The sequence below is a fragment of the Bianquea renquensis genome (assembly GCF_014384895.1).
Lineage (GTDB): Bacteria > Bacillota > Clostridia > Lachnospirales > Bianqueaceae > Bianquea > Bianquea renquensis.
The window spans coordinates 77,018-98,691 of the sequence record NZ_JACRSQ010000010.1 but is presented as its reverse complement, the minus strand read 5'-3'; the positions used below and the strand labels follow the sequence as shown (position 1 = coordinate 98,691).

Below are 21,674 nucleotides of genomic sequence, written 5' to 3'. Positions count from 1 at the left end.
GCCGTGTTTATCGATCAATTGTTTCCTTCAACGTGCGGGTGCTGAACATCCGCGATTCCAATCACAGATTATTCGATACCGGGATAGTTCCAGCTTGTAATTCCGTTTTCTGCGAGGTAGTCATTGACCTGGTTTTGGATCTCTTCCGTCAAAGCCGGCATTCCAACCTGGTCAAGCTTCGCGCGCATCTCCGCATACGTCTCTTCCCACTTGTCACCGATGTAGCCGTACTCCAAGCTCTTCAGATATTGTCCGGTCACCTCGTTGATGTTGATCAGAGTATCGTCCACGTCATTGACATCGCGGTCTACAACGAATGACATCAGCGGCGAAGAATACACTTTACCACTCTTTTCGATTTCATAGGCCAGCGCATAATCGTTGACCGTGTTGCCATCCTCAAGAAGGCTGTTGTAGCAGTTTCCAATAACCCATTTATACTGCTGGTAGCTGGTATTGCCATCCTTGTCTTTTACCAGAGTGATCGTGCCGTCGTCATTCTTGTTGTAGTGCGTTCCCTCAATGCCGTAGCACCACAGCTGGTACAGTTCCGCGTTTTTCCAGAATTCATTGTAGAACATCATGGCGCGCTCCGGATTTTTCGCCGTGTAGGGGATGCTAACGCCTGTGGCGTCGCCAAGATTCATATAGTTGTCAAAGGTGATGGGAACAACTGTGACGTCCAATCCACCATACCGGGTCTTCAGAATCTCTTCCTCTTCCTCAACGCTGCAATAGTAGTTGACCCAGCGCGTTACATAGTTGGTGTTGTCCAGAGTGCCATTCCACTCGTTGCTCTCCATGCTCGTGGCGATATCAGAGCGGATATATCCTTCCTTAAACCATTTCGCGGCATACTCATACCACAGATGAGAATAACTGTCCTCGGCAAAGCGATCTTTCACCGTGAACGTGTCATCGGTCCAGTCAATATACCACATCCACTCAATATTTTGATAGCGGTAGGGGAATGCGATATTCTGAACGTTGTAGACTCCCAGGTACATCTTATCGTTGGCTTTCAGAGCCGCAAGGTATTCCTCCATCTTTTCAATGATCGCTCTGGTTGTCTCTGTGGAAGAGTTCTTCGCAAAGTCGCGGTATGCCTGTTCCAACTCGCTCGTCCACGTATCCGGTACATACTGGAGCAGCTCGTTGGGGAACGCGATTCCCTCGTTTACGCTGGTCAATCCCTGCCATGTGGGAATGAAGTACAGCTTTCCGTCGGGAGCGCGGTGGTTGTCAAGCGAAGCCTCGCCGAGAAAACTGGCGATGTCCTGGCCATACTCGGCAAGCAGATCGTCAAGGGCAAGGACGTTTCCTTTTTTGGCATCCTCAGGATCCCTTGTTCTCCAGGCCAGATCGACCGCTTCCTGAGTTGAAAGCATCTGCGCCCAGCGGGTACCATAATCATCGTTGCTGATCTGTGTAAATTCTACCTTGGTATTGGGCAGGTACTTGGCCAGCTCTTTATTGAATTCCTCGTACACCATGTCGGTATCCTGGTATGTTGAGCCGTAGCCCACCCAAACTTGCAGGGTTACATCCTTCAGTTCCTCAGCGCCAGAGCTTTGGCTTTCATTGCTGTTGTTCACCGGTGTGGAACTGTTGCCACTGCCCGAATCGCTGGATGCCCCGTCGTCTTTCTTACAGCCGGCGAAGCAGCCTACGACCATCAGCATGGCGAGCAATAAAGACATTGCTTTTTTCATGTTATGTCTCCTCCTAGTTCAAATTGATTTATCAATCATCTGGCAGACGCCCGCCAGACAATGTGATCGGTTGGTTATCCCTTCACAGACCCGACGACCATTCCCTTTGAGAAATACTTTTGGAAAAATGGGAAGATACAGATCATCGGCCCGGCGGCAACGACGCACATGGCAAATTTCAGTGACTCCGTCGGCGCCGCCTTCTTTATATCTTCCTGGGCAATGGGCGAGAGATCGCTTTGGCCGGTCTGCAGGGATTTTAGGAACTCGTTCTCATTGAGGATTCGATTCAGCAAGTACTGCAGCGTGTACAGTTTACTGTCCCGAATATAGATCAGCGCTGTCTGATAGTTATTCCATCCTCCCACGAAGCCCTGAAAGCCAACTGTGGCGAAAATTGCTGTGGAAAGCGGTATAACAATTTTAAAGAATATATACAATTCTTTCGCTCCGTCCAGCTTCGCAGCCTCAAACAGCGACTCCGGAATACTCCGGAAAAAGGTGCGGAACATAAAGACGCTATAGCCGCTGGCGCACATAGCCGGCACGATATAGACCCAAATCGTGTTATTGAGGTGATAATATTTGGAATAAATGATATACGTCGGAATCATGCTTCCGCCAAAGAGCATGGACAGCAGATAGGACGTGATAAAAATCTTTTTAAACCGAAAATTGCTCCTCGACAGGGGATATGCGGACAGTCCGGTTATGACAAGGCCCAGCGCCGTCGAGGCGGTCGCCGTGAAAAAGGTGACGCCATATGCGCGGATGATCGTGGAGGGATTGTGAAAGACCGTGCGGTATGCCTCCAAGGAAAACTCAACGGGGAATATATGAAATCCCGCCGTAAGAATTGCGTCTTCGCTGGTCAACGAAGTCGCAATGACCAACAGCATCGGCAGTATGTAACAGAGGGATAAGAGGATGAAAAAAGTATTCAGCAAGACTGCCGGCAGCCGAACCTTCCTCTTTTTTACAGCTATAGCGCTCATGACAGACTCCTTCCTTAAAATAGCGAATTCTCCGGCGAAACTTTTCTGACGACAAAATTCGAACTCAAGATGAGAATCGTGCTGCAAATCGACTGCAAGAATCCCACTGCCGCGCCTTTTGCATAGCTTCCTTCCTTCAGCGCTCGGAACAGATATGTCGGCAGAATATCCGTTACAGGGTAGAGAGTCTGAACATCGCGGGGAATCAAGTAGAAGAGGTCGAAACTTCCTCCGATCAATCCCGGTGAACCGAGAATCAACATAAGGCAGAAGATGGGGACCAGATGCGGTATGGATATGTACCGGGTTTGCTGCCAGTGGCTGGCCCCATCAATCTGTGCCGCCTCATAGAGCGTGCTGTCGATACCCATCAGCGCCGCGAAGTAGAGCATACTTCCCATGCCAATCCCCAGCCAGACATTCACGATGGTCAAGATCAGCGGCCATATGGGTAAAATTGTATAAACATCAATGGGACTCATCCCCAAAAAACTCCGAATGTCGTTGAGCACCCCGAACCTCGGACTCAATATGGCATAGGTGATAAAGCTTATGACAACCATGGACATAAAGTTCGGGAAGCACATCACCGTCTGGTAAAGCTTCAAGGCCGATCTCTTTTTTACATCGAAGAGAAGCAGGGCAATGATAATATTACAGATGGGGCCAACAAACAAAAACCAGAACCCATACATAACCGTATTGCGCATAACCCGGCCCAGGGAAATCGACTTAAAAATCCAGGTAAAATTCTTCAATCCAATCCAGGGGCTTCCCCACACGCCCAATTTGTAATCGTAATCCTTGAAGGGCATGACAATGGATGCCCCCGTGGGAATATAGTAGAACAGAATCTGTCCGATCAAACCAGGAATGCAGAGCAAGAGCAGTTCCCGGCTGGAAAAATCTTTAAGAATACTTTTTCGTTTGGGAACTACTGAAGTCTTGGACTTTTGCAATTTCCCTAATTGCGCCATATGATCTCCACCTTTTATTTTAAACTCGAAACTTATATTAGTATTTTAACCTGTTTTTTGATTCTTTGAAACCGAAATTGTTGCCATTTTTGGATAAAATCATGCCATGTTGCACGGATACGGTATCAAACTATCCAAAATGATAGGCAGCATTTGGTATATATTTATAAGTACAGGTTACCTTTTGAATTCTGTCCTCTCGGCGGACTTTCGTATAACAAAAGGCGCGGAGGCCTTTTAATCGCCTCCGCGCACATCTTTTCTTGCTTGACGGTTATTGGATCATTGACGCAGAATCCTGATCTAAGAACAGAGTAAAGTCCTCATGCTCCTTTAAAATAGTAGCCGGGATTGTATTGGTCGTATGGTTGTTTAGGGTGTCATATATAGCTTTAGCCTTCACTGCATAGGGCACGCAGGAGACGATTCGCTTGCATTTCATGATTTGAGATACACTCATGGAAATCGCCTGCTTAGGCACCTCCTCCACGCTCTTGAACCAGCCTTCGCGGACCTGTTGCTGCTTACAGGTATCATTCAAGTTCACCAATAGATAGGCGTCCTGGGTATCGAAGTCCGCAGGCGGATCATTGAACGCGATATGGGCATTTTCTCCGATGCCGATCAATCCCACATCGACTACCTTTTCGCGGAGCTTCTCCGTCAGGGCCGGAATGTGGGAAAGATCCCCATCCACTAGATAGGCGCCCTTCAGATTCACTTTGGAGATAAAGCGCTCCTTTAAATACTTTCTAAAGCTTGCAATATGTGTTTCCGGCAGATCCACATATTCATCCAGATGAAACATCTCGACCTTGCTCCAATCCACATTTTCTTGAATTAAAGCTTCCAGTGTGTCCAGCTGCGATGCCCCAGTGGAAAGGACGATTCTAGCCTCTCCCTTCTCCTGAATACACTCTCTCAATACCTTACCCACGTGCTGAGCTGCCTTCTGGCCCAACTCCTTAGAATCCTTACATACAAAAATCTCCATGTCTGTGTCTCCTTCTATTATATTATAAAACTATAAAGTTTTACGAACACGTGTAATACAACAAGTAAAAAAATTATTCGGAGTTAAGCTCCCTCGTAGATTCACGAAGAGTAAGCTCCGGAATAATCTGCCGGTAAACTCTCTTTCTATGATCTGCATCTTCCGTCATCTGTGTCTCATAGAGATCAAGGATTCCATCAACGACCATGCGCACCGTGGGTCCACAGGTAGTCAGAGGAACTTCATAGATTGACATCTCTGGAATATCATCATAGCCGATAACGGAAACATCCCTAGGGATGGAGATATTCCACTCCCGCAGAATATTAATGAAGCCAAAGGCGGCATCTTGAGAATCAAGTAGCAGAGCGGTGGGCCTCGAAGGGCTATCCCAAAGGGCAGCAAATTTTTGGCTCAATTCCCTATGGTTTGCCAAAAAACCGCCGTAATATGTCGTTTCTAGTTTAACGAAATAAGAGGGATCAAAGTCCAGCTTTGCATCAAAAACCCCTTTTAGGTAGCCGTTGCTCTTGTCCGTCTCCTCCCCGATAAAAGCAATCCTCCGGTGTCCTAGCCCAGCGAGATAGGTGACCGCGTTATAAACGGCGCGCTTTCGATCAATGGCGATCTGATGCGCTCCTTCCAATGAGCCTCCGCCGACGACGACGATCTGCCCAGGATACCGCTCCCTTTCCTTGAGAAAGTCCAAGGAGGGCCTCCAGTCTGGAAAGAACCAACACATAACGAAATCGATAAAATGTTCCCGAAAGGTTCGCAGTGCTGTCACCGGATCGGACATGGATGCCACTACATCGATGCCGCGCGCTCCCGCTTCTTCCTGGAGGGCATTCGCCAAATGATAGAAAAAGATACCTTCCGCTTTCGGCCAAATAAACCCTATGCTTCGATTTCCCTTATTGGCCAGCCTTTTCGCCGCCATGTTGGGGGTGTAATTCATCTGTGCGGCTAGCTTCAGAATCTTTCTCCGCGTCTCGTCGCTAACCCCGGGGGCATTGTTCAACGCCTTTGATACCGTCGGATGACTGACGCCTGCCGCTATGGCAATATCTTTTATTGTTACATTGGCCATTCGCTTTCCCCCTTCTAATTTTTATGACACCATGATACTACACGTGTTCGTCCCTGTCAAGATCTTAATTTGTTGATGGGGTGATTTGTCGACAACTTGTGCTCTCTCATACCACCGCAAATCTTAAAACAAGACTGTGGATTTTTTATTTATACTTATTCTTTCTCTATTCTTGTGCCGTCACTCCTGCTACACTATTATAGAATACATTCGTTTCGTAAGGGGCAATGTCAAATGCAATCTTACAGGAAAGCAATACAAGATTTACGGATGTTCTTGATCCTGTGGTCAACCCAATCCCTTTCATCTCTCGGCAGCGCTATGACCAGTTTTGCGCTGGTCATCTGGTCCTATCAACAAAATGGCTCCGCGCTGACGACTTCTCTGCTGTCCATCTGTTCCTATGCGCCATATGTGGCCATGAGCATTTTTGCAGGCGCGCTGAGCGACCGGTGGAACAAAAAGTATACCATGCTGGTCAGCGACACTCTTGCCGCCCTCTCGACCTTGGCCGTCCTGTTTCTGTTAAAATCTGGTCAACTCCGCATTGGCCACCTCTATCTGTTGAATGCAGTAAACGGTCTGATGAATACGGTCCAACAGCCGGCTTCCGCCGTGTCCGTCAGTCTTCTCACGCCGCGGAAGTATTATCAGAGGATAAGCGCTCTCAACTCGCTATCGAACTCCTTGATTACGGTTCTGACGCCTGTTATCGCCACGGCGCTGTTGACCTTCAGCAGTATCGACACAGTGATTCTCCTGGATTTAGCAACCTGTATCGTCGCCGTCTCCTGTCTCGCCCTCTTGATTACAATTCCAGAAACGGGAAAAGGGCAGACTTCAAAAGCGGAGCCTCTTTTTATTTCCGCAAAAAAGGGATTGCAGTATTTACATAGGAACCGCGGGATCCTCGATCTAATTTTATTCCTGGCGGCGATTAATCTTGTCGCCTCCATGTATAACGCTGCGCTGCCCGCCATGTTATTGTCCAGGAAAAACGGGGGAAAGGCCATTCTGGGAATGGTTAACACCTGTGCTGGGCTCGCTACCCTGGTGGGAAGCGTGCTGGTATCGCTGGCTCCACCGCCCAGAAGCCGGGTCCGCGTCATATGCAATGCTCTTCTTTTTTCTATGAGTACAGAGAATTTGGTGCTTGCCCTGGGAAGAACGCCGCTCGCCTGGTGTATCGGCGCCATCCTCGGCTGGATTTTCATACCGGTCATGAATGCCAATATGGACGCCCTTCTGCGTTCCTATATTCCCGTAGAAGTCCAGGGCCGGGTTTACTCTGCTCGAAATGCGCTGCAATTTTTTACGATTCCGCTGGGCTATTTCCTAGGGGGCTTGTTGGTAGACACCATACTTGAGCCCCTTATGGCTTCGCAGGCGCAAGACAGTATACTTGTCGCTTTAGTCGGCAGTGGAAAAGGCTCCGGCGCCGCCATTCTATACCTAATTATCGCCGTCCTCGGTGTGATGGTCTGCCTGATCTTTCGACGCGATCGACAACTATGGGCGCTGGAGGATCGAAATCCCCATGGCACGGTATAGCAGCCTGATCTTCCCATTATCATGCAGTCCTAGGCAGATGACCGGCCTAAACATGAGATGATGGAGCGCCATTTTTTCGCGCCCTTTGCGAAAAAATACGACTCGTCCCTTGACGGTGTGGATAGTCGAAACGGACATAAAACGCTGATTGCTTGCGGCGGTGAGATATGGTATACTTGTAATCGATAAATAAGGATTAACATGGAGATAAACAGATGAATTTTGTAACGAAAGAACCAATAAACAAGGGCTGGTCAAGCGATAAAAAATACTGTGTCACTGATGAGAATGGTACACGGTATCTTCTGCGCGTTTCTGATATTGCTCAGCACGACACGAAACAGTCTGAATTTAATATGATGAAACAAGTGGCTTCCTTTGGGGTACCTATGTGCCAGCCAATCGAGTTTGGCACTTGTGAGGACGGTGTTTATTCCATTCAGAGCTGGATTGACGGCGAAGATGCTGAACAGGTTATGTCGGGTTATTCTGATACCGAACAGTATGTATATGGCTTGGAGGCAGGACGTATTCTTCGCAAAATCCACTCCATCCCTGCGCCTGCAACACAGGAGGATTGGGAAATCCGTTTTAACCGCAAAATGGACTATAAAATCAAGAAATACAGTGAGTGCCCCATCAAGTATGAGAACGGACAGGCATTCCTCGACTACATAAACGAGAACCGTCATTTGCTGAAAAACAGACCGCAGGTTTATCAGCATGGCGACTATCATATCGGAAATATGATGATCGGCAGGGGCGGAAAGCTATATATTATTGATTTTAACCGTAATGACTATGGTGATCCTTGGGAGGAGTTCAACCGTATTGTTTGGTGTGCCCAGAAAGCCCCTCTCTTTGCTTCCGGTATGGTGAATGGCTACTTTGATGGCGATGTGCCGCTGGAGTTCTGGAAGTTGCTCGCTCTTTATATTTCGAGCAATACGCTCTCCTCTGTATACTGGGCCATTCCTTTCGGCCAGAACGAAGTAGATACCATGTTGAACCAGGCCAAGGAAGTGCTGTCCTGGTATGACAATATGCGTAACCCCATACCGACTTGGTATTTCAAAGGATATTATCTGCAGTATGCTGACGCGGTACCTTTTAAGCTGAAGAGTGCCTTCGATTTCAGTTTCCTGAGTGAGTATGGTACAGTATTCAAAGTCTATGATGACCAAGATTCCGGAAATATTTGCTTTGGCACAGAAAAGGATGGTCAGCATTATTTCATCAAGTTCGCCGGCGCTCCTACCGAGCAGTATAACGGTGATCCTGCAGATGCCATTGCCAGACTGAAAGCGACCTTGCCGGTATACAGCGAACTGCAGCATGCGAACCTTATCGAGCTGGTTGAAGCCAAGGATATTGGCGGCGGATTTGCTATGGTATTCAAGTGGGCTTCGGGTGATTGTATGGGAAGAATGTACCCTGCAGCACACCGTCGTTTTATGCAACTGCCCGTTGATGCAAAACTGAAAGTGTTCCGTGATATACTGAGCTTCTTTGAATACATCGCCTCTCAGAACTACGTGGCCATCGACTTTTATGATGGAAGCATTATGTATGATTTTGAGAGTGGTAAGACAACGATCTGCGACATTGACTTTTTCAGTAAGCAGCCTTGCTCCAACGATATGGGACGTATGTGGGGCAGTTCTCGTTTTCAGTCTCCAGAGGAATTCCAGCTTGGAGCAGTCATTGATGAAATTACGAACGTCTATACTGTCGGAGCAACAGCCTTTGCCCTCTTTGGCGAGTATAACCGCACACGAGATAAATGGCAGCTCAGAGATGAACTCTTTGAGGTTGCAGCAAAAGCCGTAAGCGATGATAGAACTAAGAGACAGCAATCGATAAGGCAGTTTATCGATGAGTGGAGGAATTATTGATGATAAAACTCGAAGAAATAACAGCGGATAATCTTGAGGATGTATTAAAACTTAAGGTGTCGAAAAATCAAGAGAACTTTGTTTCAACTACAGCTTATTCTTTGGCGCAAGCGTACGTTTATCAAGAAAATGCCTATCCTTTTGCAATATATGCCGATGATATACTTGTGGGCTTTATTATGTTCGGATTTTACGAATCAAGAAACCAATATACACTATGGAAGTTCCTCATAGATAAGTGTCACCAGAACAAAGGTTACGGAAAAACCGCGTTGCTTTTAGGCATTGAACGAATGAAGGAAGAACATAACATTCAGAAAATGTACACAGGGGTATCTCTTGGAAACGAGGTTGCAGAGCGCTTATATAAATCTGTGGGCTTTCAATTAACTGGACTCGTTGAAAACGGAATGAAAGAACTGCAATATGTGTTTGCCAAGAGCGAAAAGTGTAAGCGACAATAATCATCGTTCAAAAAGCAGTTCAAAGCGGCTTGGGGGACAAAATATGAAAAATGTTATCATTGTTTGTGGTTTGAACGGTGCAGGTAAAAGCACATTGGGAAAAGCTCTTGCCGAAAAATTGAATTACCGATTTATTGACATTGAAGATATATATTTCCCGAAAGACAATCCAGAGTATATGTATTTAAATCCACGACCTTTTGAGGAAGTGGAGCGCATTCTGTCGAATATTATTTCGGAAAATAACAACGTTGTTTTGGCGTCGGTTAAAGGAAATTTCAATAATGATATAGTATCTCACTTCAAGTACGCGGCTTACATCGAGGCTCCGAAAGAAACACGAATTAAGAGAGTTTATGAACGGTCATACAACAAATTCGGAGATAGAATGCTTGAAGGCGGAGATTTATACGAAAAAGAAAAGGCATTCTTCGACTTTGTTAAATCCAAAGATGAAAACACAGTTGAAATTTGGCTGCCTTCAATATCTTGCCCGATTATCAGGGTTGACGGCACTTTGCCGATAGATACTAACGCAGAGTTGATTGCAAAAAAACTTAATAATCAATTGATTTATGGGGGACATGAATGAACGCGATTGCTTATTGCGGGCTTGCCTGTTGTGTATGCTCCGAAAATGACAAATGCATTGGTTGCCAAAATGGTGGTTGTAATATTCACGGTTGGTGTAAGAATTATAACTGCTGCCGAGAGAAAGGCTTGAACGGTTGCTGGGAATGCTCAGAGTTTCCTTGCACCGGATGTATGTTTGATAAGCCCCGCATCCGCGCCTTTGCAGAATTTGCCAGAAGGTACGGTGTAGATGAGCTTGAGAAATGCCTCCTCAGAAATAAGGAGAAAGGCATTGTCTATCACTACGAAGGTCAGCTTGTCGGCGACTATGATAAGTGTCAGACCGAGGAAGAAATAATCGAAATGATTAAAGGATGTGACTTCTGCTCCTGCGATCAGCCACGAACAGTATCTGAAGCTGGAGGACTTTTATTGAGACACAAAGAGGCGTGATAAGCACCTATAAAAATGTGAGTTTACATTCTGCTGTTGGGAATTATATTTTTATTCATTGGGATTAAAGATACCTACATTCTTAATTGGTACAAACAGTAATAATTTTTTGATTTATTTGGGCACATTTTTTATTCTTGGCTCTGTTGCATTTATTCTTGTAGCATTACAGATAAAGGGAACTTTCGATAAAATAGAAATTGATGTAATAGGATTGTATTTAGGAATTGTTCTTTTAATAATAGGAACAGGTGCTATTTTTCTTCAAAATGGCACAACGCCATCTCTTTTAGAAACAGTAAAATGTTTGAAAATTTGGGCCGCTATTCCATTATTATTCATACTCATAGGAGTATTTCAGACAACAAAATGCTTATTCGTTAAGCGGACAACAAAGAAAAAGAGTTCTTCAAGTAAAGATAAATGATATATACACCGAAGATACAAATTCCAGTTTATCGGGCGAATGAAAAGCCAAAACAGAGCGGCGGAATCAGTATTGACTATCCCGTCGCTCTGTCTGTTATCGTTCCATATCCTGCGCCCTGCGGGGTGCGTGTTCCCGCTGTTCCAGCCGCAAGATGTTCAATAGGTTTCACCCTTTGTGACTTCCATTCCGCATATCCTAACTATCGGTGCCGGAATTCGGTGTGCCGCCTTTACCGCAGATGGCCCTTGCAAGCCTTCTACAGCAACTTTGAATCGCCAATACTGCGACTGCAAGCAATAAGGCGCACAAAATTGCAATTGTCATGATAATGCGCCTCCCCTCTCCTGGGCTGAGCTATTTGGGACGTTTCGCCTTCTCGCCCACCTCAAATTGTTTCATACAAGAGCCTCCGCAGCCGCTACAGCCATTGCAGCCGGCGCAGCCTCCCTTTTTCCTTGCCTTGATGATCTGTCGAATCGCCATGGCAACCAATACAATCAATACAGCACAGACAACAATTGTCGCTGCATTTGCAGCCAGCCATTCTAGCATACTCAAGACTCCTTTTCATATTAGTCTATGTGAGAGATGAGGATCCGTGCAGATCTTCATCTCTTATTGTCTCAACTATAAGTTAGCACAAACTAACCATCATGTCAAGTGTTAATTCTAACAGATATTCCAGGCAAAGGAAAACCAGAGGCCGCAGACATAACCATGGCGGCTTTTTTGTGCATACAAAAGATATCTCCTGCCGATACTAAGACTCAGCACAAAAATAACGCACGCAATTCATTGCGCATTATCTAAAAATATGGTATAATACCTATTATACGCGCCGGTCGCGCGGTGAGCACAGCGGCCCCGACCATGCCAGAAAATGGTATGGTTGCGATATACTAACGAAAAGGAGGATTGAAGGGCTATGAAAATCCATGAATCGGCGGAGAACTATCTGGAAACTATCTTGATTTTGAGCCATTCCAAATCCTTCGTCCGTTCAATCGATATTGTGAATGAGTTAGATTTTACCAAACCCAGCGTCAGTGTGGCGATGAAGAAGCTCCGCGAGAGCGGCTATATTCTCATGGACGCCGATGGCTACATTACACTGACGCCAAGCGGGCGTTCCATCGCTGAAAAGATCTACGAGCGCCATACTCTTTTGGCCGACTGGTTGACGCAGCTCGGCGTGGATAAAGAAACCGCTGTGGAGGACGCCTGCCGAATTGAGCATGTGATCAGCGCAGAAAGTTTTGAGGCAATCAAGCGGCATGTGGGGATGACGAATAAACCATAATCGATGGGCTGGCTGAAAAACCTGTTCGCCTTCCCGAACTTATCTAGGTCCACCTCACGGCGGACTTTCCTTTAGGAGAAAAAGACTTGCTCCGGGATCTCCCCCTTAGCAAGTCTTTTTGCTGTCTAAAAACTATACCGCTGCTCCGTTTGATACGCCCGATATGCGCCTTCCATCACAACAGTGAGCGCAACCGCCTCGTCGATGCCCACCGTGACCGGCGTGCCCTTCGTCACTGCGTCCACCCACTGCCGCTGCGGGCTCGCAGGGGCAGTGGGAAGTGTATCGACGCAAACCCATTTGTCATCGGTTTCTGTGCTGGCATAGGAGACTCCGTCCCTCACCAGCAGCGTGCCCTTTGTCCCGCAGATTTCCATAGTAAAAGGATTATCCTGCGCCACAAACCCAGTCTCCGACACCCCGATGGCGCCATTTTCATATTCCAAGACGCTGACCGCATTGTCCTCCACAGCGCGGCCGGTCACCTTTGTAAAGGCGGAAACAACACTTTTCGGCTGGCCCAGGATCCAATTCAGAAGATACATAGGATGCGCGCCCAAATCCATCATCGCACCGCCGCCGCACTGTTCCTCATCATAGAAATGATCCGGAAGCCAGTTGGCACTGCTTCCGTTATGCACATTTCGGACTCGAGCGTACGTAATCTGCCCCAACTCTCCGCTCGCCGCCATGGACTTGGCAAAGTTCAGATCCGCTCTGCACTTATGCGGGAAGGAGATGACAAACTGCACGCCTGCCTCCTTAACCGCCTCCGCAATGGCTAGCGCCTCCTCCGTGGTAATCGCAAGAACCTTTTCTGTGAAAATATGTTTTCCCGCGACAGCAGCCTGCAGCAACATCTCGCCGTGCATCGATGTGGGAGCCGTCATAACGATGCCATCGATAGCGGGATCCTGAAGGATTGCCCGGTAATCCGCCACGAACGGACAGCCCAGTTCGGCAGCCCACGCCTTCCCTGCTTCCTCGTTCTCATCCCACACAGCAGTAATCTGGCATTCTGGCATCGCCGCAAAATCATTGGCGTATCCTCTGGCATGGACGTGCCAGGAACTAATCATTGCGATATTCATGGAATGCACCTCTATTCGTTAAAATATACAGGTTTTCCCGTCTTGGCCGACTCATAGATGGCTTCCAGAATCTGGGATACAACGCAGGCTTCTTCCGGCTTCACAACCGGGTCCGTGTCATTCTCGATCGCATCAATCCAGCGGCTGGCCTCCGTGATGGCCGGATTCTCCGCCACGCCGTCGTAGAATGCTACACCGCCGGCTTTCATATCCGGACGGATATCAACTAATTTTCCAAATTCATCCTTATTAATGCTCACTCCGTCCTTAATCTGTGCCCCAGCCTTCGTTCCGCAGATGGCAAAGCTTCCTTCAGGGACGGGCTCGATGGTGTTCAGGCACCAGCTCGTCTTTAGGATGATCGTCGCGCCATCTTCCATGACAATAAAGCCAAACGCAGAATCTTCCACTGTATGTTGATTGACATCCCAGCCGCCCCAGGGGTTGGCACAGTCCGGATTCGGCAGCTTCTTATATTTGGTTCCCACAACCATTTTCGGCTTGTAATTGTTCATCATCCACAGTGTCAAATCAAGGGAATGGGTTCCGATATCGATCAGAGGGCCTCCCCCTTGCTCCTCCTCATTGAGAAACACGCCCCAGTTAGGCGTACCGCGACGGCGCACAGCAAAGGCCTCCGCGAAATAAATGTCCCCAATGTCGCCGCGATCGATGACCTTTTTCAAATACGTGCTCTCCGGCTTATGGCGGTGCTGATAGCCGATGGTTAGCTTCTTGCCCGTCTCCTTAGCCGCTTCCACCATGCGCTTGGCATCGGCTGCCGTCTTCGCCATGGGCTTCTCACACATAACATGCTTACCAGCGTGCAGAGCGTCGATGCTAATCTGCGCGTGGGATTTGTTCGGCGTACAGACGTGGACCACATCAATGGTGGAATCCTGCAATAACTCACGATAATCCACATACACCTTTGCATCCGCCGTGCCATACTCTTTGGCGGCTTTTTCTGCTTTCTCCACAATGATATCGCAGAAGGCGACCATGTCGACCCTGCCAATTGCCTTCAATGAAGGCATGTGTTTACCATTTGCGATACCACCACAGCCGATGATACCGACCCGCAATTTCTTATCCATTCTGACGATCGCTCCTTTTCCAATAGTAAGTCTTCACTGCCGAAGGCAAGTTCTTTACAAAGAAAGTATAGCATATCGCAAGCATCCGTGATATAATGAAGCTACAGAAAAATAACAATTATTTGTCCTATTGTAGGAGGAGGTTATCACAATGGAAACCGCCTATGAAGAGAAAAAAAGGCTTGTGGATGGCATAAAATGCCTCTATGAATGCCATAATCAGTGCCAGATGGGAATGGGCCCCATGTCAGGAGCGCATTATCATGACTATATCGAAATTTTGTATGGCGATTGCGGCACGGTGCAGATTATTCTCGACGGGGAGAGCTATCGATTCTCCAAGGGCGATATGGTTTTGATCAATTCCCGCGAGATCCACTCCACAACCGCACTGTCCTCCGGCAAAAATAGCTACCTCGTCATTAAATTCGAGCCCGACGTGCTATACACCACGACGCAGACCATTTTTGAGGCGAAATACCTCCTGCCTTTCACCAACAGCCACTCGACTCATCAGAAAGTATTTACACGCGATGAAATCCAGGAGACCTTCATCCCCCACGCACTCCGCGAAATCTCTCAGGAGTATTCTGACAAAAACTACGGATACGAGCTGGCCATCCGGGCCGCCATATGTAAAATTTTTCTTTGGATTTTGCGCAGCTGGAATCGGAAGGGCGTGATGCCCACCCAAGACCGCAGCCTGGATGAAGGGGCCATGAACCGGCTCCGGACAGTCTTTACTTATGTGGAAACCCATTACCAGGAAGACATTACGGCCAAAGACATGGCTTCCCTCTGCGCCGTCAGCTATAGCTATTTTTCCCGCTTTTTTAAGAGGGCCATGCAGAAGACCTTCCGGGAGTATTTGAACTTTGTCCGCATTTCTGAGGCAGAAAAACTGCTACTTAACACAGATCTAAATATTACGGAGATCGCCATGGAAGTTGGCTTCTCCTCCTCCAGTTATTTCATAGAACAATTCAAACAGCTTAAGTCCATATCTCCAAAACGCTTCCGGCAAAGACTGCTCGTCACAGGCTCCGGGGTCCTGTAAAATGAAAGCATTGACTTTCACCGCCGATGTGATATAATAATCGCGAAAGCAACGGGCAACATCAGTCTATTGCATACGCAATAAAAAGCAACTGTATAATGGAGGATCGTATGAGAAATAAAATTAAAGTCGTGTCATTCAACATTCGCTCTGACGCTGCACGGGATGGTCTCAATGACTTTCATCACCGCAAAGCCTATATTCTAGATAAGCTGGCTGCGGAGCGACCCGGTATTATCGGGTTCCAGGAAATTACGGCCACTATGCAAGATTGGTTGGGCCGCTATCTTCCCGAGTACAACTTCGTTGGCTGCGGCCGAAGCGCTACCTATGACAATGAATACAACAGCATCGCCTACCGCCGGGATATTCTAGAGCTTCACGGGCTGGACGTATTCTGGCTTTCCCCCACTCCGACCGTGCCCGGCACCGTTTACGAGGAGCAGAGCGATTGCCCTCGAATCTGTGTCGCCTCCCTCCTGAAGCACAAGCAGAGTTCTCAGCCCTTTCGCTTCTATAATACCCATCTAGATCATATCGGGCAGGTTGCACAGGCCAAGGGGCTAACCCAGATTTTGAATCGAATTTCGCAGGATCAGGCAGTCCGCCGCTTCCCTGTCATTCTCACCGGGGATTTCAATTTTACTCCGAGTCAGCCGCAGATCAAAGTGGTTGATCAGTATCCTGAACTTGCCCTCAAGGATTTGGCAGCCGCGCTTCCAACCACATGCACTGAATATGGCCGTCGCAACGATGACTTCAAAATTGACTATATCTACGTCGATGCAGAAACCGCAGAGACCGCAGAGCCGGCCGTTGTCTGGGATGAATGCCATGAAGGCGTCTATCTGACCGATCATTATCCCATCTGCGCTCAAGTCATGATTTAATCAACTGTACCACAACCCTCATGGGTCTTCCGCCAGGTGGCCCAGGGACAACCCGACTAAGCGCCATGCGTTTGCCGGGTTCAGAAAGAGGCAGGGAATCTTTTCCCTGCCCCTTTTTCTGTGGGGATTGCAGATCTATGCATCAATGGCGAGGAACGTTCTCCTCTCCCTCACATTCCTGCCTCCTCCACTAAAGCCTTTAAGATGGAATACGTCAGCTTCGCCGCGTCATACTCGGCCGCCGCCGGCAACTTTCGGGACATACTCTCCGCCTCCGCCGTAAAGGTACCCTTGTATCCCACATCTTTCAGAGCCTGCATAAACTCTGTCCAATTGATCGTTCCGTAGCCCGGCGCCAGGTGGTGATCCCCATTGCCAAAGTTATCATGGACATGGAGCAATTCTAGCTTATCGCCTAGGATTCTCACCCCCTCAGCAGGATTCTTGCCCAGAACATTATAGTGCCCTGTATCGAAGCACACCGCCACATGTTCATCTCCTAGCCGCCGGATGCATTCCAGCATCTCTTCCACATCACTGAATGTGGTGGGGCAGTATTGGCGTTTCTGTGGGTCCCACGCAAACATGTTTTCCAGTCCAATGGTCACATTATATTTTCGCGCATAGGGCAACAAGCTCCCATAGAACTGGAGGTTATACTCCAGAATGCGCTCCTGATTCTGTCCGTAAATTCCATCTGTGAACATTCTCGGATGGACCACAAGATGCTTTGTCCCCAAAATGCTGCAGAATTCGAAGGCTCGCTTTGTCAGCTCAAGCTTAACCTCCTCCATTGGCTCCCGGCCCACAGGCCCCATCCCGGGGGAATGCATCTGCGCAAACCATAAATTGTGTTTGTCGGCCACCTCCCGGAGCTTTTCAGCGTACGCCTGCCATCCATCCTGTAAAAAGATCGATCCCTCCCCCTCTGAATACATACTGTAATCTAGAACATCATACCCGATCTCACTGTATTTAACCAGCGAGTCAAGATAGCCGGGATATTGCCGGTCCATCATTGTGAGCCCTACACCAATCTTCATCTTTACCCTCCATGTTGCCGGAGCGCTTGCCCTGTCCTCCGGTTATTTTTCTAATAGTATCACATTTTAGACAGCGATTCAATACCTATCATGGCTGAGATACAAACCTTCGACTCTTCGGATCTAGATCCGCCTCTTTCCCATAGGACAAAAAGGAGCCGGTGCATACAAGATATGCATCGACTCCTGAAATAGAGCCTAGACAAAATGCAGGCGGCGACCTTTTTAGGATCGGTAGAAGGAGGCGGATTGGATCATATCCAGGACGGCCCCTGGCTCCAGCTTCGCTCCCTTGATGGAGTATTCCACAACCGTATCGCCGCACAGCAGGGAAAAGCTCATGCTTTCCTTTTGCGTTTGGTCCTCTCCCTGTTCGGATACCGCAAGAATTCGGAGCCGCAGCACATCCTCCGAGATCTCCCGCGCCTGGAATATGGGATAGTGCATTGTCTCATAGAGCTCATGCGGGACAGAATCCGCTAAGGGAATGGAGTACTCACAGATGTTGTATTGTTCTATGGCGGCCGCCGCCGTCATCCTCGAAGCGTCCGACTCAATATATGGCCGTATGGTGATGCGGATATAATCGTAGCCCCCATCGGTGTAGCTGAGAATGAATGCCTCCAAATCGTGGTTCTTGCTGACAGAGGCCGATTCAAATGCATAGCCCGGCAAAAAACTTGTCGGAATGTAGCTGGCGTACAGAGCTTCGCTGTAAAGCTCGCTCTGCGCAATTGCCCGCCGCTCCCCCTCTTTGACTCCCTCCACATCGCTTTGGATTGGCAGAGCCCCCTGAGAGTCTTCCGATTTGACAGATTCCGAAGGTTCATCCAAGGATTCGGGCCGCGACACTTCCTCTGGTGTACGGATTTGCGCCGTGATCCCATTTGGACTCTGTTGAGTGCCTTGAGGGTTCACAGCACCCCGATCCTTCAACAAAACAGCCGCCCCCGAAAAGGCTAGAATTAGGCAGGCCGCTACGGCTGCATAGCCAATCCGACGACCCTGCCGGCACCTGTTCTGCGCCCCTCGCATCCTTCTCTTTGTCTCAGAGAGAAGCGTCCCATCCGGCACGACGGACGAGAACTCTTCCTGATATGCAGATTTAAATGACTTCATCGTATCACTCCTTCTATTCAAAATCATATGGTATCTTGTCACGCAGCATATTCCTCGCTCTTGTGAGCCGCATTCGGACAGTGGATTCCTTCACATGTAGATACTGGCTGATCTGCGCTGTCGAAAGGTCCTCATAATAAAAAAGATGAATGACAACGCGGTAATGCGGCGGCAGGCGGTCCAGAAATGGAGACAGATCGACCCCTTCCTCCTGCGGTTCGGCCGGCAGATCCAGCTCCAGTGGCTGAGTCTTTTTTTTGAAGGAGGAATTTAACGCCGACAGGGAACAGTTGACCGTCACCCGGATAAACCAAGCTTTCTCATGGTCTGGACTCTGGAATTTCGGCTGTTTTTGAATATACCGCAAAAAAACTTCCTGAAAAATGTCCTCCGCATCGTGAGGATGCCGCGTCTTGGCATATGCTAGCTTATATACCAGATCCGCGTATCGCTGTATTATCGTCTCGATTGGGTCGTCGGCGCCAAACGACGGGTTGTTCATCGCAAAACCTCCTTTCACTTATATAAACCGTTGACTCCAGCCATTTGCCACCGATTTTTTAAATTTTTTACACCCGAAGCCAACAAAAGAAAAAGCGCCGAATCCATACAGAAATCCGGCACTTTTTTCCTTTAAACAAAGACACCCTCTATCGCAGCACCACGTCGACTTGATACTCCCGCCCCTTTTCGCAGGGAAGGATATCCGAATTGTGGATCGCCCCGTCGACTTTAATCTCCGCAACGGTTTTTCTCTCCGCGCTGCCCTCCTGGCGGTACGTGATGTGATAGACCGCCTCGCGGAAGACCCGGTCAACACGGCACTCCGGCCAAGAGGGAGGCAGACAGGGATCCAATCGCAGTCCCGCTAGCTCAGGCTGTAAGCCCAGAATAAATTGTAGAACGGATTTGAGCAGCCAGGAGCCGCTGGCCGTCCTCCAGCTCTGTCCCGCTGTCCTGTAGCGGTACCCTGTAATCTGCGGGAAATACGAGTTGCACATGACATAGGGCTCACACAGCTTATCGAAGGGCAGGATCTTGTCCAGATCCGCCTCCACCTTTTCATTTCGCTTCAACATGCACTCCACTGCAAGCTTCCAGGCCATAGGATGCAGATAGACACCGCCATTCTCATGGACGCCCGGCGGTTTTTGTGTCATATCGCCGATATTGGAGTAGTAGGTGGAATAGGGCGGATAGGAGACAAGGGAGCCTAATTCCGTGTCGAGATAGCGGTCCACAGCGGCCATGGCTTTCTGTTCCTTTCCGTCCATGGCAATTCCCGACAGGACAGACCATAATTGCGGGATTAGGTAGATTTTCCCCTCCTGGCAGGACGAGGAGCCCAGTTTCTCATCCTCGTCGGTGTAGGCGCACAGATAATACTCCCCATCCCATCCAAATTCGTCCACAATCCGCCGCATCTCTTCACCGCGGGCTTTCGCCGCCTGCTCATCTGCGCTCTGCCCTTTCCAGGCCGCAATCTCCGCAAATTGAGAATTGGCGCGATACCAGGCAATGGAAAGCCACACGCTGACACCTCTGCCTTTGAGGCCGGCCGCGTTGAGGCCATCGTTCCAGTCGCCGCCCCAGACCTTGACCAGGCCGTGCAGTCCACGGAAATTCCACAAAAACTCAACGGATCGTTTGATATGGTCATACACCGTGGCTACTGTTCCGTCATTGAATGCCACCTCCTCATCCAACAGGCGGAGGTCTCCCATTTCCTTGACCAGGGTATACACGGTGAACGTTAACCACACCGTGTTATCGGCAAAATTATTGTCACGGATCTCCCCGTCCAGGAAGGTTCTCGGGGCATACCCATTGCTGTACTGATAGGAGAGCACCCGTTTGATCCGCTCCCAGGCCAGTCGGGAATTGACAGCCCCAAAGCACTCGCAATCGCTGGTCAGATCCCGATATCCATTGTGGCGAACCCGCGCCCAACGGCTCCCCATATTCGCCTGATGCTTCAGACCGTAGTTGAGAAGCCGGTCCAGATTCTCATTCGGCGTGTGAATCTGAACATTTTCAATCTGCTCCAAACGGGTCTTGATCAGACTTTCCAGGGCGGCTTCCACGCCGGTCTCCTGGAATATACGCTGGCGGGCCTTCTGTATGCCGCAGACATCATATTCTACGCCGGCCATAAAATGAAGGCACAGCGTCTGTCCTGGCGCAACCGTAACCTGTTTCTCCAGGGCGAGACATAACTTTTCCGCAATACAATCGCTGTTGGTGCATCCGCCGCCCAGTACGGCTTTGGGCGCGATCTCGGCTCCATAGGTGCCAATAAATGCATTCTTCTGCGCATCATATGCTGTGGGCTCCTGATCGCAGGTCAGATAGCCCAGCACCTGCCGCCGCTCCCCAGTCCCAAAGGGCGAGTAGCACTTGCCGTAGACCGCCGCCGCTTCCTTCTCATATCCGCCGCTGCATACATTGTACGCCTGTGGGACATAGGCGCCATCCAGCTCCGTGGCCAGGTACTGAATGAGCTTTAGGGTGGAGGCCGTATCCCGCTGGTTTGTCACCGTGAGGGAATACACCTCACAGCGCCCCGTCTCCGGCACAAACATCGTATACTCCGTGGCGATCCCCTTATAGGTCTGCCGGATGGTGGAGTATCCTTGTCCATGTACACAGGCGTATCCAGTGTAGGGCTTTTCAATGGGCATTCCATTGGCAGTCCACCACTCTCCATCCTGGACGTCGATGACGTAAAGATTCCGATTTTTCACTAACTTGATCCGGCGCCCCATATCATCCTGGGCCAATCCCTCCCCGAATCCCACCTGGGAAGTGAAGGTTACATACTCGTCATTCCAGAGATAATTATACCAATGTCTCGGAATATCCCTCTCAGTGATAACAAACTCCTGACCATCCTTTTGAAAATATCCGTACTGCTTCATTGTGTTGTTCCTCTTCCTTTCTTCA

The 21,674-nt window shown here is 48.8% G+C and carries 22 protein-coding genes; 9 read left to right on the top strand and 13 right to left on the bottom strand.

The genetic code is table 11. The annotated features are described in order from the left end of the window. Positions 1–68 precede the first annotated feature (68 nt). The 5 genes from H8730_RS08510 to H8730_RS08490 form a co-directional block, all read right to left on the bottom strand. Positions 69–1,712 carry a DUF3502 domain-containing protein gene (locus H8730_RS08510; protein ID WP_177719001.1) on the bottom strand — a complete coding sequence of 548 codons (1,644 nt, stop codon included), beginning with the start codon at positions 1,710–1,712 and terminating at the stop codon, positions 69–71. A 74-nt stretch (positions 1,713–1,786) separates the two neighbouring features. Next, complete coding sequence (locus H8730_RS08505) at positions 1,787–2,707, bottom strand: carbohydrate ABC transporter permease (protein WP_249289705.1); 921 nt, start codon at positions 2,705–2,707, stop codon at positions 1,787–1,789. Between the two features lie 14 nt (positions 2,708–2,721). Next, positions 2,722–3,684 carry an ABC transporter permease subunit gene (locus H8730_RS08500; RefSeq protein WP_177719003.1) on the bottom strand — a complete coding sequence of 321 codons (963 nt, stop codon included), beginning with the start codon at positions 3,682–3,684 and terminating at the stop codon, positions 2,722–2,724. 274 nt (positions 3,685–3,958) lie between these two features. Further along, positions 3,959–4,678, bottom strand: coding sequence for a 6-phosphogluconolactonase (locus H8730_RS08495; RefSeq protein ID WP_177713639.1), 720 nt, complete (start codon positions 4,676–4,678; stop codon positions 3,959–3,961). Positions 4,679–4,751: 73 nt separating this feature from the next. Then, positions 4,752–5,768 (bottom strand): LacI family DNA-binding transcriptional regulator, encoded by a 1,017-nt coding sequence (locus H8730_RS08490; protein ID WP_177713640.1) that lies wholly within the window; start codon positions 5,766–5,768, stop codon positions 4,752–4,754. Positions 5,769–6,002: 234 nt separating this feature from the next. Here H8730_RS08490 and H8730_RS08485 point away from each other — a divergent pair, with 234 nt between their 5' ends. From H8730_RS08485 to H8730_RS08460, 6 genes are all read left to right on the top strand, one after another. Then, on the top strand, positions 6,003–7,319 hold the full coding sequence (locus H8730_RS08485) for an MFS transporter (RefSeq protein ID WP_177713641.1): 1,317 nt from the start codon (positions 6,003–6,005) through the stop codon (positions 7,317–7,319). A gap of 215 nt (positions 7,320–7,534) precedes the next feature. Then, positions 7,535–9,214 (top strand): aminoglycoside phosphotransferase family protein, encoded by a 1,680-nt coding sequence (locus tag H8730_RS08480; protein ID WP_249289704.1) that lies wholly within the window; start codon positions 7,535–7,537, stop codon positions 9,212–9,214. Then, positions 9,214–9,678: a GNAT family N-acetyltransferase gene (locus H8730_RS08475; protein ID WP_249289703.1), complete on the top strand. Its 465-nt coding sequence runs from the start codon at positions 9,214–9,216 to the stop codon at positions 9,676–9,678. The genes H8730_RS08480 and H8730_RS08475 overlap by 1 nt, the downstream gene beginning before the upstream one ends. Before the next feature lie 43 nt (positions 9,679–9,721). Further along, entirely contained in the window at positions 9,722–10,270 is a 549-nt protein-coding gene (locus tag H8730_RS08470) for an AAA family ATPase (protein ID WP_249289702.1), read from the top strand. Continuing rightward, entirely contained in the window at positions 10,267–10,704 is a 438-nt protein-coding gene (locus H8730_RS08465; protein WP_249289701.1) for a DUF3795 domain-containing protein, read from the top strand. Before H8730_RS08470 ends, H8730_RS08465 begins: the two co-directional genes overlap by 4 nt. 58 nt (positions 10,705–10,762) lie before the next feature. Beyond that, positions 10,763–11,131, top strand: a complete 369-nt coding sequence (locus H8730_RS08460; RefSeq protein WP_249289700.1) for a hypothetical protein — start codon at positions 10,763–10,765, stop codon at positions 11,129–11,131. Positions 11,132–11,329: 198 nt separating this feature from the next. Here H8730_RS08460 and H8730_RS17610 read toward each other — a convergent pair whose 3' ends face one another. Both H8730_RS17610 and H8730_RS08455 read right to left on the bottom strand, forming a co-directional pair. Continuing rightward, on the bottom strand, positions 11,330–11,458 hold the full coding sequence (locus H8730_RS17610) for a hypothetical protein (protein ID WP_283243914.1): 129 nt from the start codon (positions 11,456–11,458) through the stop codon (positions 11,330–11,332). 30 nt (positions 11,459–11,488) lie between these two features. Next, on the bottom strand, positions 11,489–11,686 hold the full coding sequence (locus tag H8730_RS08455) for a FeoB-associated Cys-rich membrane protein (protein WP_177718115.1): 198 nt from the start codon (positions 11,684–11,686) through the stop codon (positions 11,489–11,491). A 373-nt stretch (positions 11,687–12,059) separates the two neighbouring features. Here H8730_RS08455 and H8730_RS08450 point away from each other — a divergent pair, with 373 nt between their 5' ends. After that, positions 12,060–12,434, top strand: coding sequence for a metal-dependent transcriptional regulator (locus tag H8730_RS08450; protein WP_177718117.1), 375 nt, complete (start codon positions 12,060–12,062; stop codon positions 12,432–12,434). Positions 12,435–12,559: 125 nt separating this feature from the next. Here the strand turns inward: H8730_RS08450 and H8730_RS08445 are convergent, their stop codons facing one another. Next, entirely contained in the window at positions 12,560–13,525 is a 966-nt protein-coding gene (locus H8730_RS08445) for a Gfo/Idh/MocA family protein (protein ID WP_177718119.1), read from the bottom strand. An 11-nt stretch (positions 13,526–13,536) separates the two neighbouring features. Continuing rightward, a complete protein-coding gene (locus H8730_RS08440; protein ID WP_177718120.1) occupies positions 13,537–14,622 on the bottom strand; it encodes a Gfo/Idh/MocA family protein in 1,086 nt (361 codons plus the stop codon). Positions 14,623–14,773: 151 nt separating this feature from the next. On the opposite strand from H8730_RS08440, the gene H8730_RS08435 reads away from it, so the two are divergent. Further along, positions 14,774–15,679, top strand: a complete 906-nt coding sequence (locus H8730_RS08435; RefSeq protein ID WP_177718121.1) for a helix-turn-helix domain-containing protein — start codon at positions 14,774–14,776, stop codon at positions 15,677–15,679. A 110-nt stretch (positions 15,680–15,789) separates the two neighbouring features. Then, positions 15,790–16,569: an endonuclease/exonuclease/phosphatase family protein gene (locus H8730_RS08430; RefSeq protein WP_177718122.1), complete on the top strand. Its 780-nt coding sequence runs from the start codon at positions 15,790–15,792 to the stop codon at positions 16,567–16,569. A 170-nt stretch (positions 16,570–16,739) separates the two neighbouring features. Here the strand turns inward: H8730_RS08430 and H8730_RS08425 are convergent, their stop codons facing one another. The 4 genes from H8730_RS08425 to H8730_RS08410 form a co-directional block, all read right to left on the bottom strand. Then, a complete protein-coding gene (locus H8730_RS08425) occupies positions 16,740–17,612 on the bottom strand; it encodes a sugar phosphate isomerase/epimerase family protein (protein WP_177718123.1) in 873 nt (290 codons plus the stop codon). 225 nt (positions 17,613–17,837) lie between these two features. Then, on the bottom strand, positions 17,838–18,731 hold the full coding sequence (locus H8730_RS08420) for a hypothetical protein (protein WP_177718124.1): 894 nt from the start codon (positions 18,729–18,731) through the stop codon (positions 17,838–17,840). Between the two features lie 13 nt (positions 18,732–18,744). Next, positions 18,745–19,233, bottom strand: a complete 489-nt coding sequence (locus H8730_RS08415) for an RNA polymerase sigma factor (protein ID WP_177718125.1) — start codon at positions 19,231–19,233, stop codon at positions 18,745–18,747. A gap of 148 nt (positions 19,234–19,381) precedes the next feature. Next, positions 19,382–21,649: a GH36-type glycosyl hydrolase domain-containing protein gene (locus H8730_RS08410; protein ID WP_177718126.1), complete on the bottom strand. Its 2,268-nt coding sequence runs from the start codon at positions 21,647–21,649 to the stop codon at positions 19,382–19,384. Positions 21,650–21,674 lie beyond the last annotated feature (25 nt).

What these genes read in the sequence shown, in the direction of transcription:
- H8730_RS08495 (WP_177713639.1), bottom strand. Translation starts at nt 4,678, where the DNA reads ATGGAGATTTTTGTATGTAAGGATTCTAAGGAGTTGGGCCAGAAGGCA.
- H8730_RS08435 (WP_177718121.1), top strand. Translation starts at nt 14,774, where the DNA reads ATGGAAACCGCCTATGAAGAGAAAAAAAGGCTTGTGGATGGCATAAAA.
- H8730_RS08430 (WP_177718122.1), top strand. Translation starts at nt 15,790, where the DNA reads ATGAGAAATAAAATTAAAGTCGTGTCATTCAACATTCGCTCTGACGCT.
- H8730_RS08410 (WP_177718126.1), bottom strand. Translation starts at nt 21,649, where the DNA reads ATGAAGCAGTACGGATATTTTCAAAAGGATGGTCAGGAGTTTGTTATC.
- H8730_RS08425 (WP_177718123.1), bottom strand. Translation starts at nt 17,612, where the DNA reads ATGAAGATTGGTGTAGGGCTCACAATGATGGACCGGCAATATCCCGGC.
- H8730_RS08465 (WP_249289701.1), top strand. Translation starts at nt 10,267, where the DNA reads ATGAACGCGATTGCTTATTGCGGGCTTGCCTGTTGTGTATGCTCCGAA.
- H8730_RS08470 (WP_249289702.1), top strand. Translation starts at nt 9,722, where the DNA reads ATGAAAAATGTTATCATTGTTTGTGGTTTGAACGGTGCAGGTAAAAGC.
- H8730_RS08480 (WP_249289704.1), top strand. Translation starts at nt 7,535, where the DNA reads ATGAATTTTGTAACGAAAGAACCAATAAACAAGGGCTGGTCAAGCGAT.
- H8730_RS08505 (WP_249289705.1), bottom strand. Translation starts at nt 2,707, where the DNA reads ATGAGCGCTATAGCTGTAAAAAAGAGGAAGGTTCGGCTGCCGGCAGTC.
- H8730_RS08450 (WP_177718117.1), top strand. Translation starts at nt 12,060, where the DNA reads ATGAAAATCCATGAATCGGCGGAGAACTATCTGGAAACTATCTTGATT.
- H8730_RS08500 (WP_177719003.1), bottom strand. Translation starts at nt 3,684, where the DNA reads ATGGCGCAATTAGGGAAATTGCAAAAGTCCAAGACTTCAGTAGTTCCC.
- H8730_RS08445 (WP_177718119.1), bottom strand. Translation starts at nt 13,525, where the DNA reads ATGAATATCGCAATGATTAGTTCCTGGCACGTCCATGCCAGAGGATAC.
- H8730_RS08510 (WP_177719001.1), bottom strand. Translation starts at nt 1,712, where the DNA reads ATGAAAAAAGCAATGTCTTTATTGCTCGCCATGCTGATGGTCGTAGGC.
- H8730_RS17610 (WP_283243914.1), bottom strand. Translation starts at nt 11,458, where the DNA reads ATGACAATTGCAATTTTGTGCGCCTTATTGCTTGCAGTCGCAGTATTG.
- H8730_RS08485 (WP_177713641.1), top strand. Translation starts at nt 6,003, where the DNA reads ATGCAATCTTACAGGAAAGCAATACAAGATTTACGGATGTTCTTGATC.
- H8730_RS08440 (WP_177718120.1), bottom strand. Translation starts at nt 14,622, where the DNA reads ATGGATAAGAAATTGCGGGTCGGTATCATCGGCTGTGGTGGTATCGCA.
- H8730_RS08455 (WP_177718115.1), bottom strand. Translation starts at nt 11,686, where the DNA reads ATGCTAGAATGGCTGGCTGCAAATGCAGCGACAATTGTTGTCTGTGCT.
- H8730_RS08475 (WP_249289703.1), top strand. Translation starts at nt 9,214, where the DNA reads ATGATAAAACTCGAAGAAATAACAGCGGATAATCTTGAGGATGTATTA.
- H8730_RS08420 (WP_177718124.1), bottom strand. Translation starts at nt 18,731, where the DNA reads ATGAAGTCATTTAAATCTGCATATCAGGAAGAGTTCTCGTCCGTCGTG.
- H8730_RS08415 (WP_177718125.1), bottom strand. Translation starts at nt 19,233, where the DNA reads ATGAACAACCCGTCGTTTGGCGCCGACGACCCAATCGAGACGATAATA.
- H8730_RS08490 (WP_177713640.1), bottom strand. Translation starts at nt 5,768, where the DNA reads ATGGCCAATGTAACAATAAAAGATATTGCCATAGCGGCAGGCGTCAGT.